At 71.1% G+C, this 15,740-nt stretch carries 14 protein-coding genes; 6 read left to right on the top strand and 8 right to left on the bottom strand.

Features of this window, described 5'->3' with window-relative positions; translation table 11 throughout:
- Positions 1-390: sensor histidine kinase (locus ACIRDX_RS14290; protein ID WP_396626115.1), on the top strand; the 390-nt coding region annotated here is incomplete at its 5' end.
- A gap of 329 nt (positions 391-719) precedes the next feature.
- Here the strand turns inward: ACIRDX_RS14290 and ACIRDX_RS14285 are convergent.
- On the bottom strand, positions 720-1,940 hold the full coding sequence (locus ACIRDX_RS14285; RefSeq protein ID WP_396626114.1) for a glycosyltransferase family 4 protein: 1,221 nt from the start codon (positions 1,938-1,940) through the stop codon (positions 720-722).
- Here ACIRDX_RS14285 and ACIRDX_RS14280 point away from each other — a divergent pair.
- Positions 1,933-2,160, top strand: a complete 228-nt coding sequence (locus ACIRDX_RS14280; RefSeq protein WP_396626113.1) for an Hpt domain-containing protein — start codon at positions 1,933-1,935, stop codon at positions 2,158-2,160. The genes ACIRDX_RS14285 and ACIRDX_RS14280 overlap by 8 nt on opposite strands.
- Positions 2,161-2,300: 140 nt before the next feature.
- On the opposite strand, the gene ACIRDX_RS14275 is transcribed toward ACIRDX_RS14280, so the two are convergent.
- Genes ACIRDX_RS14275 through ACIRDX_RS14265 form a run of 3 tightly spaced genes read right to left on the bottom strand, consistent with a single transcriptional unit; the run spans position 2,301 to position 8,367 of the window.
- A complete protein-coding gene (locus tag ACIRDX_RS14275) occupies positions 2,301-2,774 on the bottom strand; it encodes a hypothetical protein (RefSeq protein ID WP_396626112.1) in 474 nt (157 codons plus the stop codon).
- A 52-nt stretch (positions 2,775-2,826) separates the two neighbouring features.
- Positions 2,827-4,122 carry a polysaccharide pyruvyl transferase family protein gene (locus ACIRDX_RS14270; RefSeq protein ID WP_396626111.1) on the bottom strand — a complete coding sequence of 432 codons (1,296 nt, stop codon included), beginning with the start codon at positions 4,120-4,122 and terminating at the stop codon, positions 2,827-2,829.
- A gap of 3 nt (positions 4,123-4,125) precedes the next feature.
- Positions 4,126-8,367 (bottom strand): NAD-glutamate dehydrogenase domain-containing protein, encoded by a 4,242-nt coding sequence (locus tag ACIRDX_RS14265; RefSeq protein ID WP_396626110.1) that lies wholly within the window; start codon positions 8,365-8,367, stop codon positions 4,126-4,128.
- Positions 8,368-8,498: 131 nt separating this feature from the next.
- On the opposite strand from ACIRDX_RS14265, the gene ACIRDX_RS14260 reads away from it, so the two are divergent.
- From ACIRDX_RS14260 to ACIRDX_RS14245, 4 genes are all read left to right on the top strand, one after another.
- Positions 8,499-9,614, top strand: coding sequence for a tetratricopeptide repeat protein (locus ACIRDX_RS14260; protein ID WP_396626109.1), 1,116 nt, complete (start codon positions 8,499-8,501; stop codon positions 9,612-9,614).
- Positions 9,611-10,549, top strand: a complete 939-nt coding sequence (locus ACIRDX_RS14255; RefSeq protein WP_396626108.1) for a VWA domain-containing protein — start codon at positions 9,611-9,613, stop codon at positions 10,547-10,549. Before ACIRDX_RS14260 ends, ACIRDX_RS14255 begins: the two co-directional genes overlap by 4 nt.
- An 88-nt stretch (positions 10,550-10,637) precedes the next feature.
- A complete protein-coding gene (locus ACIRDX_RS14250) occupies positions 10,638-11,732 on the top strand; it encodes a sugar phosphate isomerase/epimerase family protein (protein WP_396626107.1) in 1,095 nt (364 codons plus the stop codon).
- Positions 11,733-11,916: 184 nt separating this feature from the next.
- A complete protein-coding gene (locus ACIRDX_RS14245; RefSeq protein ID WP_396626106.1) occupies positions 11,917-13,428 on the top strand; it encodes a sulfatase in 1,512 nt (503 codons plus the stop codon).
- A 116-nt stretch (positions 13,429-13,544) separates the two neighbouring features.
- Here the strand turns inward: ACIRDX_RS14245 and ACIRDX_RS14240 are convergent, their stop codons facing one another.
- The 4 genes from ACIRDX_RS14240 to ACIRDX_RS14225 form a co-directional block, all read right to left on the bottom strand.
- Positions 13,545-13,859, bottom strand: coding sequence for a contact-dependent growth inhibition system immunity protein (locus ACIRDX_RS14240; protein WP_396626105.1), 315 nt, complete (start codon positions 13,857-13,859; stop codon positions 13,545-13,547).
- Entirely contained in the window at positions 13,856-14,416 is a 561-nt protein-coding gene (locus ACIRDX_RS14235) for an RNase A-like domain-containing protein (protein ID WP_396626104.1), read from the bottom strand. The genes ACIRDX_RS14240 and ACIRDX_RS14235 overlap by 4 nt, the downstream gene beginning before the upstream one ends.
- 151 nt (positions 14,417-14,567) lie before the next feature.
- Positions 14,568-15,284, bottom strand: a complete 717-nt coding sequence (locus ACIRDX_RS14230) for an N-acetylmannosamine-6-phosphate 2-epimerase (RefSeq protein WP_396626103.1) — start codon at positions 15,282-15,284, stop codon at positions 14,568-14,570.
- A 30-nt stretch (positions 15,285-15,314) separates the two neighbouring features.
- The coding region (locus ACIRDX_RS14225; protein WP_396626102.1) for a BadF/BadG/BcrA/BcrD ATPase family protein at positions 15,315-15,740 on the bottom strand (426 nt) is incomplete at its 5' end.

The following is a 15,740-nucleotide window of genomic DNA, read 5'->3' as shown; positions in this document are numbered from 1 at the left end:
GCGCAGGGCGTGGTGCTGGCAGAGGCGCCTGGCGAGGCCCGCGTGCGGGCACACCCGGAACGGCTCGCACAGGTCATCGAGAACCTCGTCGACAACGCCGTCGCCTTCTCCCCGGCGCCCGGCACCGTGGAGGTGGGCGTGCGCGACGACGGCGCGCACGTGGTGGTGACGGTGGCCGACCGCGGCCCCGGCATCCCGGTGGAGCACCGCGCGCGCGTGTTCGAACGCTTCTTCAGTTATCGACCCGGCTCGACGACCAGCCGCCACGAGCACGCCGGGCTCGGTCTGGCGATCGCCAAGGCGATCGTCGAGGCCTACGGCGGCACGATCGGCGTCGGCGAACGTGAGGGCGGGGGCGCCCTGTTCGAGGTGCGCCTGCCACGGGCGTAGTTGCTGGGGGCTGGGGGCTGGGGGTTGGGGGCTGGGGGCTTGGGGCTTGGGGCTCACAGCTCAGAGCGCAGGGCTCAGGGAGCACGCCGCAGGACTGGAGGCTCAGGGCTCAGGGCTCAGGCAACACGCCGCAGGGCTCTGGGCATAGAGAGCACTGCACAGGGCTGGGGGCTCACGGCTCAGAGCGCAGGGCGCAGTGCACTCTGCCGGGCTGGGCGCCTGGGGCTGGGGGCTTGCACCCGCGTCAGCACGCAGGCTGGGCCGGATGTCCGACGGCGGCGCGGTCAGCACGCCGCCACCGGGGCTGGTGAGGTGGCCAGCAGGGCGACTCAGGCGCGGGCGGGCACGCCGGTGTAGGCCAGCCCTGCCGCCGTGGCAGGAGCGGCGGCGAGATCGAGCTCGCGCGCGATCGCATCGACGTAGCGATCGAGGGACGCGTGATCGCGCACGAACATGAGCGCGTGGTCGACCATGTGCTGCGTGCCGGCCGGGTTGCGCAGCAGCGACAGCACGCCGTCGGCGACCGACGGCCCCTCGGGCGCCTCCGCCAGGCAGGCGATCGGATGCTGCTCGAGGAACTCGCGCGCGCCGCCGCTCGGCCACGCGACGACGGGCACACCGCACGCCATCGCCTCGAGGTACGTGAGGCCCTGTCCCTCGTGCGCGAGCAGTGAGACGAACAGGCACACGTCGGCCGCGCGGTAGACGTCGGGCAGATCCTGGCGACGCACCTTGCCGAGCCACTCGATGGCGCCCGACACGCCGAGCGTCTCGGCGCGCGTCCGCAGGTGGTCCATGTAGCGCGGGTCGTCAGCCTGTCCGGCAATCGTCAGGTGCACCGCGCGCCCGAGCCGACGCAACTGCGCGACCGCGTCGATCGCCAGTTCCGGCCCCTTGCCGGGATGCAGACGGCCGACGAGCGCCAGGCGCACCGTCCCGCCCTGCAGGCCGTGACCCGTCCATCGCGAGGTGCCTGGCGCGAACGTGCTGCAGTCGACACCCTGCGGCTCCACGACGCCCATCGGGAACGGCACGCCGGCCTCGTGGGTCGTGCGCCGAGATGCCTCGGAGAGGTACGCCACGCGGTCGACATCGGTCGCACGCAGACGTCGGCACGCGCCGACCGCCCGCTCGATCGGGGCGCGCCATGCGGCGTGGTGCCGCGCGGCCGCATACGCAACCGGCCAGTCGTCGTTCACGGTGGCCACCACGGGCACGCCGGCACGCCGATAGGCGCGCAACGCACCGAGACCCAACCGACGCTGGCTCATCGCCAGCAGCACGTCGGGCCGCCCATGGCGCGCGATCACGGCGTCTACCGCGCGGGCGTTCCGCCAGGACCGCGTCAGGTGTCGCAGGCGGTCCGTTCGCGGGGCCTCGCCGAACGGCCGCACGAAACGCAGCGTCCGCGAGATGCCCGACTCCCCCACGTCGACGCCCGTCGTCATCACGTGCACGTCGTGACCGCGCGCCTGCAGGCCGCGGACCACGTCGAGGGCAAGCAGCTCGTAGCCGCCCAGCACGTCAGGCGGGTAGAGATTGGTGAGCACGTGGATGCGATGCGGCTGCGCGCCGCCGGCGCCGCGCGAACAGGCGCACGCGCTCAAGGGCAGCGCCGGCATGATCGGCGCCGTCCGCCTGTCGCAGTTGTGCCACGACGTCGAGAAGGCCGCTCTTGGCAAGGACCCCGTCCCGATCCCCGGGCTGCTCGTGGCCATCCAGATCGAGCTGCGCTCGGTGGAACGCCTGCTGACGACGGAATACGCGTGACAGGGTGCTGACACACTCCGCCCTGTAATTCAGAATTCAGAATTCAGAATGGAGAAGACGCCGATCTTCAAGCTCAGGACGCAGCGCTCAGAAAGCTCTCTGAGCCTTGAGCCCTGAGCCGTGAGCCGTGAGCCCTCGTTCTATTGCGGCAAGCCCAGCGCGAGCGCGAGCTGCGCGAGCGCCATGGTCTCGCCCTCGCTGACCTTCGCGAAGCCGATGCCCATGATGCCGCCCTCGCGCGAGGCGTTGGCAGTGGCCATGGCCGTGTCGAGCAGGAAGCGCGCGAACACCTCGGCCTCCGCAGGCGCCTTGGCGCGCACCAGTCCAAGCGCTGCCTTGCACCCGTCGACGAGCGCCGCCTGCGCCTCGGCCGGCGCGTTGGGGATGGACGGCATGGTCGGGCGCTGCCCCGCCACGAAGCGCGCGGCGAGGGTACGGACAATCTCGCTCGCCGAGCCGCCGGCGCCCTTGATCGCCTCGCCGGTCGCGGCGGCCTCGTCCGCGATGCCCTTCTTGCTGCTCAGGTCGCCGTACGTGATCGCGAGGGCCGCCATGAACGGCGCCGCCTCGATCTGCTGCCACTCGGCCGGGGTGAAGTCCTTGTCTGTCGCCATGCCGGCATCGTAGGCCGACACGGCGTGCGCGGGAACTCGACTGAGGTCGAGTCTATGCCTTGGGCGTGGGGCGCTCGGCCTCGACGAAGCGGGCGCCCAGCGTCGTGGCCACCACGCGCATCGTCTCGCGCTGGCGTTCCCGGGCGACGCCCATGGCGCGCGCCACGGCGACACGCGCGGCCGCCGGGTCGGCAGCGATCAGGACCGCACGGGCCGCGATAGCCGTCCCGGGCGTGTCGTCGATCTCGAACAGCCACTCCGACAGCCCGACGTCGCGCCACATCTGGCCCTTGCGCGTATCGGTCGGCTGCCTGACGTGGATGGCCGGCGTGCCGTTGGCCAGCGCGATGATCGGCGAGTGCATCTCGCAGCTGACCACCAGCGATGCCCGCGCATACGTGGACGCCGCCTCGTCGGTGCGCCAGTAGCGATCGCGCACCACCACAGCCGGCTTCACGTCGTCGGGCAACCCGTCGAACAGCAACGGCCGCAGCAGCGGCACCTGGTAGGTCATCTCCGGGCAGGCCAGCACCTTGCCGTGGCGTCCGCGCACCCAGGCCACGATCACGTCGCGCAGCTTGGCGTGGTCGCGCGCGGTGAACTCCTCGTTGACCTTCAGGCGGCGGATCGGCTCGGCCTCGCCACGCGCGGCGCCTTCGGTGATCCAGGGATACGGCGTGTAGCGCAGCCGCGGCACCACGCAGAGGAACCGCCCGGTCTCCAGTCCGTGGGCACGGCAGTAGGCGTCGGCCGTCGCGTCGTCGCGAATGTCGAGCGCGAACGTGCCGTCTGGCGCGAACGCCTGCGCGGGCACGCGCAGCGCGAGCGACGTCAGGTACTCGAGCGAGGCGGTCTCGCGCGTGAAGGCGAACGCAGCGCCCGCGACCACCTCCTGCATCGAGGCATCGAGCGTGTCGAGCGTGACACCGTAGATGCCGTACGGCTTGCCGAGGGCGCGGGCCAGCCGCAGCGACGAGGGCGACACGATGCTCGGGCCGGACCCGTGCATCACGAGGTCGGTGTCGCGCATGGCGGCCTCGACCTCGGTGCCCGACAGGTCCGGGCGCTCCGCCTGTTCGATCACCCGCACGCGCGGGAAGCGCGTGCGCAGCAGCCCACGAACGGCCTCGTTCAGGGGCGAGGCCCACAACGTCACGTCGACGTCGGGCAGGTGCTGCTCGAGCAGACGCAGCACGCCGGGCGTGTGGGCGACGTCGCCGATGTTGACCGTCTGCCAGGAGGAGCGCAGCAGGAGGCGCCGGGCGCGCGCCTGCCCCGACACCCGGTGTGAGGAGGCCGCCGCCAGCGTGCCGGCGACGGCCCCGAGGAATGCGCGACGGCCCGGCACGCGTCAGCCGACCTTGGCCGCGTCGAGCCGCGCGAGGACGGCCTGCTCGACCTCGTGCTCGATGGTCAGCAACTGCCGGCGCTCCGCATCGGCCGGCAACCCGGTGGCCAGCACCTCGGCGCGTCGACGCGAGGCGCCCTTCGCCTCGTCGGTCTCGATGTAGGCGTGCACGATGGCGCCGAAGTCGGCGCCGGTCCGCTCGGCCATCGTCGGCAGGAACGTGATGCCCGCGTGGTTGATCACGTGGTTGATGGCCACGGTGGCGATGATCTCGCGCTTGAGCGGGTGCTTGCCGAACGTGTCGGCATACCGCTCCTGCATGAGCGCCGGGAAGTAGCGATGGAGCAGCGGCAGCCCGGCCGGCGAGTCGGGGACGCCCGAGGCCAGCACCACGTCGTAGGCGTGCATCTTCGCCTGCCCGAGCAGCACGGCGAGCACCGGCCGCGGCAGCCCGCGCACGCGCAGCGGGCTGGCGAGCAGGCTCTCGCGCGTCGGCATCGCCTGATCCTCACGGCTGAAGATCCGGTTGGTGACCATCTGCTCGATCACCTCGACGAACGTGTCGTACTCGACGACGCTCCGCACGCTGTCGAGCGTGATGGCGCGCGCCTGGTTGCGGTTGTCGTCGAGCACCAGCTCCGACACGTCGTCGGTCATCTGCTTGAGGACGACGTTACGCGCATCCTTGCTGGCGATGACCTTCTCGCGCACGAGGATGTCGAGCAGGATCTTGAGGTTGACCTCGTGATCCGACATGTCGACGCCGCCCGAGTTGTCGATCGCGTCGGTGTTGCAGAGCCCGCCGCGCTCCCAGTACTCGATGCGGGCCTTCTGCGTCATGCCGAGGTTGCCGCCCTCGCCGATGACGCGGGCCTGCACGTCGCGCGCGTCGACGCGCACGCGGTCGTTGGCGCGATCGCCGACCTCGGAGTCGTCCTCGCTGCTCGCCTTGACGTACGTGCCGATGCCGCCGTTGTAGAGCAGGTCGACCTTCGCGGTGAGCAGGCGGCGGATCATCTCCTCGCCCGTGACCTCGTCCTGCTCGATGCCGAACAGCGCCTTCATCTGCGGCGACACCGGGATGGCCTTGGCGGAGCGATCGAAGATGCCGCCGCCCTCGCTGATCAGCGACGTGTCGTAGTCGCGCCACGTCGACCGCGGCAGCGCGAAGAGGCGCTCGCGCTCGGCGAACGTCTTCTCCAGGTCCGGATCGGGGTCGATGAAGATGTGCGCGTGGTTGAAGGCCGCCACCAGCCTGGTCACGCGGCTTCGCAGCGCGCCGTTGCCGAACACGTCGCCCGACATGTCGCCGATGCCGACCATCGTGAACGGCTCGGCCTGGATGTCCTGGCCCATGTTGCGGAAGTGGTGCAGCACGCACTCCCACGCGCCGCGGGCCGTGATGCCCTCCACCTTGTGGTCGTAGCCGTTCGAGCCGCCTGACGCGAACGCGTCACCGAGCCAGAACCCGTACTGCGCCGACACCGAGTTGGCCGTGTCGGACAGGTGCGCCGTGCCCTTGTCGGCCGCGACCACCAGGTACGGATCGGGCTGGTCGTACCGCACCACGTCGGGCGGATGCACGACCTGGCCGTCGACGATGTTGTCGGTGATGTCGAGCAGGCCGGAGATGAACTGGCGGTAGCGGTCGATGAGGTACTGGTCGAGCGCCGGCCGCTGCGGCAGCGTGCCCTTGAGCACGAAGCCGCCCTTGGACCCGACAGGCACGATGATCGAGTTCTTGACCATCTGCGTCTTCATCAGGCCGAGGACCTCCGTGCGGAAGTCGTCGTGGCGGTCGCTCCAGCGCAGGCCGCCGCGCGCCACCTTGCCGCCGCGCAGGTGGATGCCCTCGAGGTGCGGCGAGTGCACGTAGATCTCGAAGAGCGGGCGCGGCGACACCATGCCGGCCACCTTCGCGCACTCCACCTTCATCGACACCACGGGCCGCTCGGGCTTCTGGTAGGCGTTGGTGCGCACCACCGCCAGCAGCAGGTTCTCCACGCCGCGCAGGATCTCGTCGTCGAGCAGGCTGCCCACCTGCTGCAGCGCCGCGCGCAGCGCACGATCGGCCTGGTCGACGGCGGCCTCGCGATCGCCCTCGACGACCGGGTTGAAACGCGCGTCGAAGAGGCGGAACAGGGCCGCGGCCGCGGCGCTGTTGCGCACCATCACGCTGGTGATCGTGTCGGTGTTGTAGTTCGGGCGGACCTGGATGAGGTGGTTGCGCAGCGTGCGCAGCACCTCGACCTGGCGCCAGGTCAGGCCCTCGCTCGTGATCAGGCCATTGAGCGCGTCGTCGGTGGCACGCTTCTCGTGCAGGGCACGGAGCGCGTCGAGCAGGCGATCGGGTGCGTTGACGACCGACGCGATCACGCGCGGCGGGGCCTGGATGCGCAGGCGCTCCAGGAAGCCGGTGCGGTTGTCGGGCAGGATCAGCGGCAACGACAGCTCGTCGACGACCGGCAACCCGAGGTTCTGCAGCGTGCGCAGCGTGGCCGTGAGGCCGAGCGGCTTCGGGGCGAACAGCTTGATGGTGGCCTGCTCGGCGTGCTCGGGCAGCACGTTCATCTCGAGGCGCCCCTCGAGGGCCTCGAGGCGGCCGAGGTCCGCCGGCACTTCCTGCGGCGTCGTCGACTCGCGATAGAGGCCGCTGCGGCTCTCGAGGCGGACGTACTTGTTGAAGAGGCGGCGCCCCTCGAGCGTGCCGTAGGCGTGCTCGAGCTCGATGGCGGCCTGGTCCTCCCAGGTCGTGAGGCCCTGGCGGGCCAGCGTGCGCACCGTGTCGACGTCGATCGGCGCTTCCATCTCCGCGCTGTCGAAGTAGAAGACGATGACGGCCTTGGTGCCGAGGTCGGCCCACTCGGTGAAGAGGATCGGCCCGAAGGCCTCCTGCAGCGACGCGCGCAGCGTCGCCTCGGCCTTGGGCGAGTAGCGCACGTCGGAGAAGCCGACGGTGACGGCCGCGTAGCCCGTGCCCTGCCGCACGCCGACGGCGATCTCGTCGTCGCCGACCATCGTCACCATCTGCTCGACGATGGAGCAGAGGTCCTCGCGACGGGCGTAGAACAGCTCACGCTTCGGGAAGTGGTTGAAGATGGCCCGCGCCTCGCGCCAGGCGTGTGAATTCGGCGTCACGTGCAGCCCGTCGAGGATGTACGTGAGCTTGCCGTCGAGCACCGGGATGTCGGCGGCCTTGCTGGCGAACGCGCTCTTGGCGAAGCGGCCGATCGCCAGCGCCATGCCGGCCAGGCCGCCCTCGGGCGTCCACTCGCGGATGAACAGGTCCTCGAGCGGGCCGAGATGGTGGATGGCGCGCCCGTTGACGCAGTAATCGATGTCGATGATGCGGGTGTCGTCGGCAGCCGGTGCGAGGTTGCGCGTGATGTCGGCCGGCAGCCCGGGGAACACCGTCTCGAGCAGCGAGGGGTCCTTGAAGGCGCCGAGCGCGCTGTCGTCCTGCGGCTGCAGGTCGCCGTCGGGCCCGGGCACGTACCGCATCACGCCGAGCAGCACGAAGTTGTCGTCGACGAGCCACTTCAACAGTCGGCTGGAGCCCTCGCCGGCCGCCGCGTCGCCGTCGCGGCCGCGCACGCGCCCTGCCGCCGCGACCACCGCCGACTTCATCGCCGGGAAGTCGCCGACGGCCAGGAACACGCTCTTCAGCAGGCTGAAGATCTGGTGCTCGAGGCGACGCATCCGCTCGGTGCGCTCGATCCGCTCGATGCGGAACTGGCAGAACAGCTCCTGCGAGCCCTCCTCGCCGTGCGCGCCGACGTGGACCACGCGCTCCCACTGGCGGCGGACCGTCAGGCGGGGGTGGATTGCCGAGAAGACGCGCAGGCCCTCGTTCTTGAAGAAGTTGGTGAGGCTCTCGAAGATGAACGGCGCGTCGGGCGTGTGCGTCTCGACGATCGTCACCTCGTGCGGGCCGCCGTCGTGGCCGGCCATGGCGCGGTCCTCGGCCTCGTCGCAGTTGCGGACGGTGACGTGCAGGCCGGGGAGGCCGCGATAGAGCTGCACCTCGGGCGGCATCGTGTGCGCGACGAACCTGAAGTACTCTCCGAGTCGCGCCGCCAGTGCCGCCGCCGGTAGGCGGAACACCACGCTGTCGGGAATCTCGGCCAGGACCACGCCTGCGAAGGCGTGGAACAGGTCACGGTCGCCCTCGGGCGTCGTGTCGGCCGCGATGCGTTGGACGTCGTCGAGGATCTGGGCTCGCTTGGTCGGGTCGGCTGTGATCATGACGTTTGCTAATGGCCCCTATAACAATCGCTCATGCTATCGCGCTCCCTGAGGGGAGACAAGCCGGGCCCGGATGCACGCATCGCGGCGGCGTCATGAATGCGACGCCGGCGCGCGGACGCTGGTCTCGGATGGCCGTGGCGGTCCTGCTGGGGGCGGCCGTGCTCATCCCTTCCGCGTCCGCGAGGGCCGCGGGCGTGGCCTGGGAAACCGCCGTCGACCGGTACCTCGCCGGGGACCGGGCCGGCGCGGCGCTGCTGCTGCTGCAGGCGCCCGCCAGGGAGGTGACCCAGGGCGCCCGCGACGCGTACGGATCGTGGCGGATCCCCTCGGGCGATGCCGAGGCCAGGCGCCTGGTCATCAGGCGGCTCGAGGCGTCGGCCCTGCTGCCCCTCGAAGTGCTGATCGTCTCGGGCCGGACGGTCTCGGTGGCGCACGAGACGGCGCTCGAGGATGCCGCGCGCGACGCCCTCGATCGTCTCGACCCGTTCGACGATGGGGAGGCCGACGCTGCGGTGGGCGTGCGGGCGTTCCGTGACTGGGGCCGGCTCGCCTGGCTGCAGTACCTGGTCGGCGCCAGCCGCTTCCTCGACTTCCAGCGCGAGCAGAAGAACACGCGCCCGCCGGCGGGGCCCGAAGGGCTCGCGGCGCTCTCGCTGCTGCGTGGGGTCGCGCTGGAGACACGCGCCCGCCTGGCCGACGAGGCGCCCTCGGCCTCGGTCGCCATGAGCCAGCGTCGGCTGCCCCCGACCTCGCGCGTGCCCGGCATGTTGATCACCTTCGAGGAAGCCGGGCGCCAGTTCCAGAAGGCGCTCGAGGGGCGCCCCGGGGACCGCGAGGCGACGCTACACCTCGGGCGCATCGCCTTCGAGCGCGAGCAGCTCGACCTTGCCGAACGGACGCTCGCGCCGCTGCTCGATCAACCGTGCCGCGACGCGGTCTGCGGGCTCGCGTACCTGTTCATGGGTGAGATCGCCGAGGCGCGCCGCCAGCAGGACCGCGCGTCGACCTACTTCGCCAAGGCCTCGTCGGTGCCGGCGGTGCGGCAGACGGCGCTGGTGGCCATGATGCAGGCCTCGCTGCGGCGCGGGCAGTCGGGCGGCGCCTTCGACCTCACCCGGCAGTTCGCCACACCGGCGGCGCTGTCGCCCCGCCAGCCCGCCGACGCCTGGACCCTGTACATCGGCGGACGGCTCGCGCAGGCCGATGTGGTGCTGGTACACATGCTCACCGGGGTGCTGCCATGAGTCGGTTCACGTGGTGCGCCCGCCTCGGGCTGCCGTCGATCGTCGGCCTGGCCCTCCTGGGAGCCGAGACGTCGGCGCAGGACCAGCCGACATTCCGCGCGTCGGTGGACGTGGTGACCATCGACGCGTATGCGCATCGCGACCGCAAGCCGATCCCCGGCCTCACCGCCCGCGACTTCGTGGTGCGCGACAACGGCGTCGAGCAGCCGGTGGATTCGCTCGGCACGACCGACAGCGCGCACGTGATCATCGGCCTCGACCTCAGCGGCAGCGTCGACGGCCGCACGCTCGAGCAGCTGAAGTCCGCCGTGCGCACCCTCGCCGGACAGCTGACGCCGGCCGATCGCGTGTCGCTGTTCACCTTCTCCGATCGCCTGCGCCTGCTGTTGCGGGCCGCGACGCCCGGTGGCGACCTCGAGTCGGCGCTCGCGCGCTTCGCCGCGGGCGGCGCCACGCCCCTGCAGGATGCGATGGTGCTCGGCGCGGCGCTCTCGCTCGCCGACACGCGGCCGTCCGTGTTCCTCCTGTTCACCGACGGACAGGACACGACGAGCTGGACGTCGGCGGCGCGGGCGCTCGACGTGCTCCGCCGCACCAACGTCGTGGTGTTCCCCGTGGGCGCCGGGTTACCGGTGACGATCACGTCGGCGCCGTTTGCCGACGCCCTGACGCGGCAGCCCTGGATGGCGGCCACGCCGGGCGATGGCCTGCGCCTGCTGCAGTCGGCCGCCGACCTCACCGGCGGCGAGTTCCTGCGCGTAGAGAAGGACGCGAAGCTCTCGGAGACCTTCCAGGGCATCCTCGGCCAGTACCGGCAGCGGTACCTGCTCACCTACACACCCGCCACCACGGCGCCCGGCTTCCACAAGCTCGAGGTCCGCCTGCGCGGACGCCCGGGCGAGGTCGTGGCGCGCGAAGGGTACGTAGCGCGGTAGAGCCAGGGTGCCGGGTGCCGGGTGCCGGGTAGCGGGGTGCCGGGGACCGGGTACACTGGCGACGCGCCTTTCCCCCTGGAGCCACCACGTGTCCGTCCCGAGCACCCGTCGCGCCTTCCTGTCGTCCTCCGCCGCCCTGCTGGCCGCTGCCACCGTGCAGGGGCAGGGCACGCCAAAGCCTCCCGTCCTGCCGCGGCCGGTGCCGCTCGGCCTCGACAACTTCGCCGTCCGCGCCAGCAACTGGAAGGCGACGCGCCTGCTCGGCTACGCCGCGAGCCTCGGCGCCGACTCCCTGTTCATCAGCGACCTCGACGCCTTCGAGTCGCTCGAGGAGCCTGCGCTCAAGAAGCTCAAGGAAGACGCGGCCGCGCGCTCCGTGACCATCCACGTGGGCACGTGGAGCGTGTGCCCGACGAGCAAGGCCTTCCGGCCGGCCAACGGCACCGCGGCCGAACAGCTCACGAAGGTCATCCGGGTCGCGCAGCAGGTGGGCTCCCCTGTCGCGCGCGTGGTGCTCGGCACCTGGGAAGATCGCCTGACGCCCGGTGGCATCGGTCGTCACATGGACAGCCTGGTCTCCGTGCTCAAGGGCGCACGCTCCCAGGCACTCGATGCCGGCGTGAAGGTAGCCATCGAGAACCACGCGGGCGACATGCGCGCCGACGAGGTGGCCGCGCTCGTCGAGATGGCCGGGCGCGACTTCGTGGGCGTGAACTACGACTCGGGCAACTCCCTCTGGACCCTCGAGAATCCCCTCGACGCCCTCGAGACGCTCGCGCCCTACATCGTCACCACGAGCCTGCGCGACGGCGTCGTCACCGAGATTCCGGCGGGGTGCCGCGTGAAGTGGACGGCGATGGGCGACGGCCAGGTCGACTTCGCGCGCTTCATGCCGCGGTTCGCCGAGCTGTGCCCGGGCGTGCCGATTCACATCGAGACGATCTCGGGCGTGGGCCGCGACATCCCGTTCCTCGAGGACGCGTTCTGGACGGCATGGCCGCGCCTCGAGGGGCAGAGCCTGGCGCGGTTCCTGCGCGTGATGCGTCGCAAGGCGCCGATGGCCACCACCACCACGAAGCCGAACGATCCGCTCGAGCAGCGGCGCGAGATCGAGAAGAGCCTGGCGTACTGCAAGGGCACCCTCGGTCTCGGCCTGAAGTCGGCCAAGGTCGGGCCGGCGTAGGACAGGCTCGAGGCTCAGGGCTTACGGCTTACGGCTTACGGCTTACGGACAGCACGTGTAGGCGTCGGCCATGGCCGACGCTCAGCGAGATGGCCCTGACCGTCGCCCGCGGGCGACGGCGACACACGAATTCCGCAGGTAGGGCCGGCTCTCCGAGCCCGGCCGTCACGATCAAGGTGGAACCATGACAAGGACCGTCATCGGCGATCGCGCCGCGTGGATCCTCGTGCTGCTCGCGCTGTGCGCGTGTGCGCCCCTCGCGCAGGCGCAGGCTCGGAAGCCGCGCAACATCGTCTTCATCCTCACCGACGACCACCGCTACGATGCGCTCGGCGTGATGAGCCACCCGCTGGCGCGGACGCCGAACATGGACACGCTGGCGAAGGGTGGCGCGCACATGCGCAACGCCTTCGTCACGACGGCGCTGTGCTCGCCGTCGCGTGCGTCGATCCTGACGGGCACCTACGCGCACACGCACGGCGTGGTCGACAACTTCACGCCGATCCCGCCGGTGCTGCCCAACGTCGGCCAGTTGCTCAAGGCCGCCGGCTACCAGACGGCGCTGGTCGGCAAGTGGCACATCGGCAACGAGGACGACAAGCCACAGCCGGGCTTCGACCGTTGGGTGAGCTTCCGCGGCCAGGGCGAGTACCTGCCGCGCGCCGGCGCCACGATGCTCAACGTCGACGGCACGCGCGTGCCGCAGAAGGGCTACATCACCGACGAACTCACCGACTACGCGGTGCAGTGGCTGGAGCAGACGTCGCGCGACACGCCGTTCTTCCTGTACCTGTCGCACAAGGGCGTGCACGCCGACTTCGTGCCAGCCGATCGCCACAAGGGCTCGCTGAAGGATGTGCCGGTGCCCTCACCGGCGACGATGGCGCCCGAGGCGGCCGTGACGGGCCGCTTCCCCACCTGGGTCCGCAACCAGCGCAACAGCTGGCACGGCGTGGAGTTCCCGTACCACTCGACGCTCGATGTCGCCGAGTACTACCGCCGGTACATGGAGACGCTGCGCGCCGTGGACGACAGCGTCGGTCGCGTGCTCGAGTGGCTGAAGAAGACCGGGCAGCTCGACAACACGCTCGTGATCTACATGGGCGACAACGGCTTCGCGTTCGGGGAGCACGGCCTGATCGACAAGCGCACGGCCTTCGACTGGTCGATGCGCGTGCCGATGCTCGTCTACGCCCCGGGCCTCGTGACGCCCGGCCAGCAGATCGACCGCGTGGTCGCCAACATCGACATCGCGCCAACCATGCTCGATCTCGCGGGGACCGCGCGCCCGTCGCACATGCAGGGCGAGAGCATGCTGCCGATCCTGCGCGACCAGAAGGCGCCCTGGCGCACGTCGCTGCTGTACGAGTACTACTGGGAGTGGAGCTTCCCGCAAACGCCGACGCAGTTCGCGCTGCGCGGCGAGCGCTACAAGTACGTCTTCACGCATGGCGTGTGGGACGTGGACATGTTCTTCGACCTGCAGGCCGACCCGCAGGAATCGCGCAACCTGGCCGACGACCCGGCGCACCAGAAGACGATCCAGGCGATGCGCGCAGAGCTGTTCGGGATGCTCGAGAAGACCGGTGGGCTGAAGATCCCGCTCTACATGCCCCGCATGGGCCAGAGCCGCCTGCGCAATCCCGTCGGCTCCGGCGCCGCGCCGTTTCCGGACGTGTTGATCAAGAAGCCGTAGCTAGGCGACGGGCGACAGGCTGCAGGCAACCTGAAGCGTCAGGAGGCCTGTAGCCGTTGCCCTGCTGCCAATCGTTCGACATTCGTCGTCAAGCGTCAGGCGCTAAGCGTCAAGCGTTAAGCGTTACTTCGCCAGGCGTTGAGCAGCAGCGCCGACACCACCTCGAATTCGAGTTCGCCGGCCGGTGCCCAGGCCCCACCGGCCAGTTCGCGCAGCGCCTCGACCCGTTCGGTGATGTCCATGCCATGCGTCACGTTGAGGAACGTGCGCCATTCCGAGGACAGTGCCTTCGCGTCGTCGCGACTCGCGTCGGCCAGCCAGGCCTGCACGGCCTGCTGCGCCGAGCCGTGCTCGGCCACCAGGTCCTGGTGCAGGTACCCGTCGCAGAGCGACTCGAGCTGCGGCCACTCCATCGGCCCTTTGAGGGTCATCGCACGTCCTCCGGGTACGAGGTCAGCACGTACCAGTCATCGTCGCGCCACCGCAGGACCACCACGGCCCCCTCGACGTCCTCGGCGGCATCGTCTCCGCGCCGCAGCCGTCGCCCCGTCGGCAGGCCGTCGCGGGCACGGTACCGGATGGCGAGGTTGGTCTTCGGCGCGCGCTGGTCGATCCAGCGCTGCACGCGACGCGCGTTCTCGGCAAGCGCCCGCACGACGACGCGCTCGGCCATCTCACGGTCGGCGTAGGTGGAGGCGGCCGACACGGACTCGCGCGCGAGCCGCGCACGAAGTTGCGCATCGGTACGACCGACGTGACGGGCCAGCGTGTGCCCGCCGCGGCGTTCGTCTCGCGCGAGATCGACCGTCCAGTCGCCCTCGACCCGCGTGGCGCCGCCTCGGGGCGCCGAGGCCGTCGGCGGTGCCGTGGGGCCGGGCGCAGGAGCGGCGTCGCGCGGCACGGTCGCGATGGGCGGCGTCGCCTGCGCGGGCGGCGACGAGGGCTGCGAGTTGCAGGCGCCGACGAGGGAGATGGCGGTGAGCAGCACACCCGCGACCGACCAGCGCCACCTTCCTCCCCTGACGCGCCCTGACCGTCGAGCAAGCTCGACGGCTACGTCCGGTTCAGGCGGTACCGCAGCCGTACCCGGTACCCGGAACCCGGCTCGCCCTGAGCGAAGTCGAAGGGTGCCCGTGCCCTTACGCATCCCGCGTCTCGGCCAGGCCAGACGGCGTCGCATCCACGAAGTGCTTCACCATCGTGTCGATGCCCGTGATGGCCCCGCCGACCACTACGGCGTAGGCGCCGGCCCGGAAGGCCTGGCGCACGTCGTTGGCCGTGCGGATGCGCCCCTCGGCAATCACCGGGAGGCGCGTCCCCGTGGCGAGCCGCTCGACGAGCGTCAGGTCGGGTCCGGGGTGCCGCACGCTGTCCTCGGTGTATCCGGACAACGTGGTGGCGATGAGGTCCACGCCGAGGTCCGCCGCCGCGAGTCCCTGGGCCTCGGTCGCGACGTCGGCCATCACGAGCCGCCCGTGGGCGCGGATGATGCCGATGATGTCGGCCAGTCGTTCACCGTGCGGCCGGTGCCGCGTCGTGGCGTCGACGGCGATGATGTCGGCGCCCGCCTCGATGACGCCCGCGGCCGCGTTGCACGTCGGCGTGATGTACACCGCGGAGCCGTCGTGCACCTGCTTGTGGATGCCGATGATGGGCACGGTGACGAGGGCACGGGTAGCCTCGATGTGGCTCGGGGAGTCGACGCGGACGCCGCCGGCGCCCTGCCGCTCCGCCGCCAGGGCGAGGCGGGCGATCACGTAGGGGTCGTGGAGCGGCGAGTCGGCCGGCGCCTGGCACGACACGATGAGCCTGCCGCGCAGGTGGGCGATCAGTTGCTGGGCGTGGGCGTTGGTCACGACGGTTCCTCGAAATGGCTGGCTACAGGCTCAGGGTTCGGGAAGCACCCGGGACGAACTCACCAGGACGGCCCGCAGGGCATCGGTCAGCGGTCGCCCGGCGGCCCGCACCGCCAGCAGCGCGGCCCCTTCCGCGGGGCTCAGGCGTGCCGGCTCGACGGTCGCACCGGGCACGAGCCCGACGACGGCCGCGCCGAACGCCTCGGCATAGCGCCTCGATCGGAACACGCCGCCCGACAGGCAGACGCGCGGCCGGTCGAGCGAGAGGCGCAAGGCCACCGACCGCACCCGTTGCGCCAGCGCCTCGATCCCGGCGGCGACGACGCGCGTGGCCACGGCGTCGCCGGCGTGCCACGCCTCGAGCACGTCGCGGGCGGCGGCCGCGACCGCATCGCGGCTCACGTGCCCGTTGTACATCACCATCGGCAACAGGCGCAGGTCCTTCACGCCGAAGCG

The sequence above is a fragment of the Luteitalea sp. genome (assembly GCF_044337415.1).
In the GTDB taxonomy this organism is placed as follows: Bacteria; Acidobacteriota; Vicinamibacteria; order Vicinamibacterales; family Vicinamibacteraceae; genus Luteitalea.
The sequence above is the reverse complement of the archived record's forward strand: the minus strand, read 5'-3'. Positions and strand labels throughout refer to the sequence as shown.

Excerpts from the sequence above, each read along its gene's own strand:
- ACIRDX_RS14275 (WP_396626112.1), bottom strand. The coding sequence starts at position 2,774 with ATGGCGACAGACAAGGACTTCACCCCGGCCGAGTGGCAGCAGATCGAG.
- ACIRDX_RS14265 (WP_396626110.1), bottom strand. The coding sequence starts at position 8,367 with ATGATCACAGCCGACCCGACCAAGCGAGCCCAGATCCTCGACGACGTC.
- ACIRDX_RS14260 (WP_396626109.1), top strand. The coding sequence starts at position 8,499 with ATGGCCGTGGCGGTCCTGCTGGGGGCGGCCGTGCTCATCCCTTCCGCG.
- ACIRDX_RS14255 (WP_396626108.1), top strand. The coding sequence starts at position 9,611 with ATGAGTCGGTTCACGTGGTGCGCCCGCCTCGGGCTGCCGTCGATCGTC.
- ACIRDX_RS14245 (WP_396626106.1), top strand. The coding sequence starts at position 11,917 with ATGACAAGGACCGTCATCGGCGATCGCGCCGCGTGGATCCTCGTGCTG.
- ACIRDX_RS14240 (WP_396626105.1), bottom strand. The coding sequence starts at position 13,859 with ATGACCCTCAAAGGGCCGATGGAGTGGCCGCAGCTCGAGTCGCTCTGC.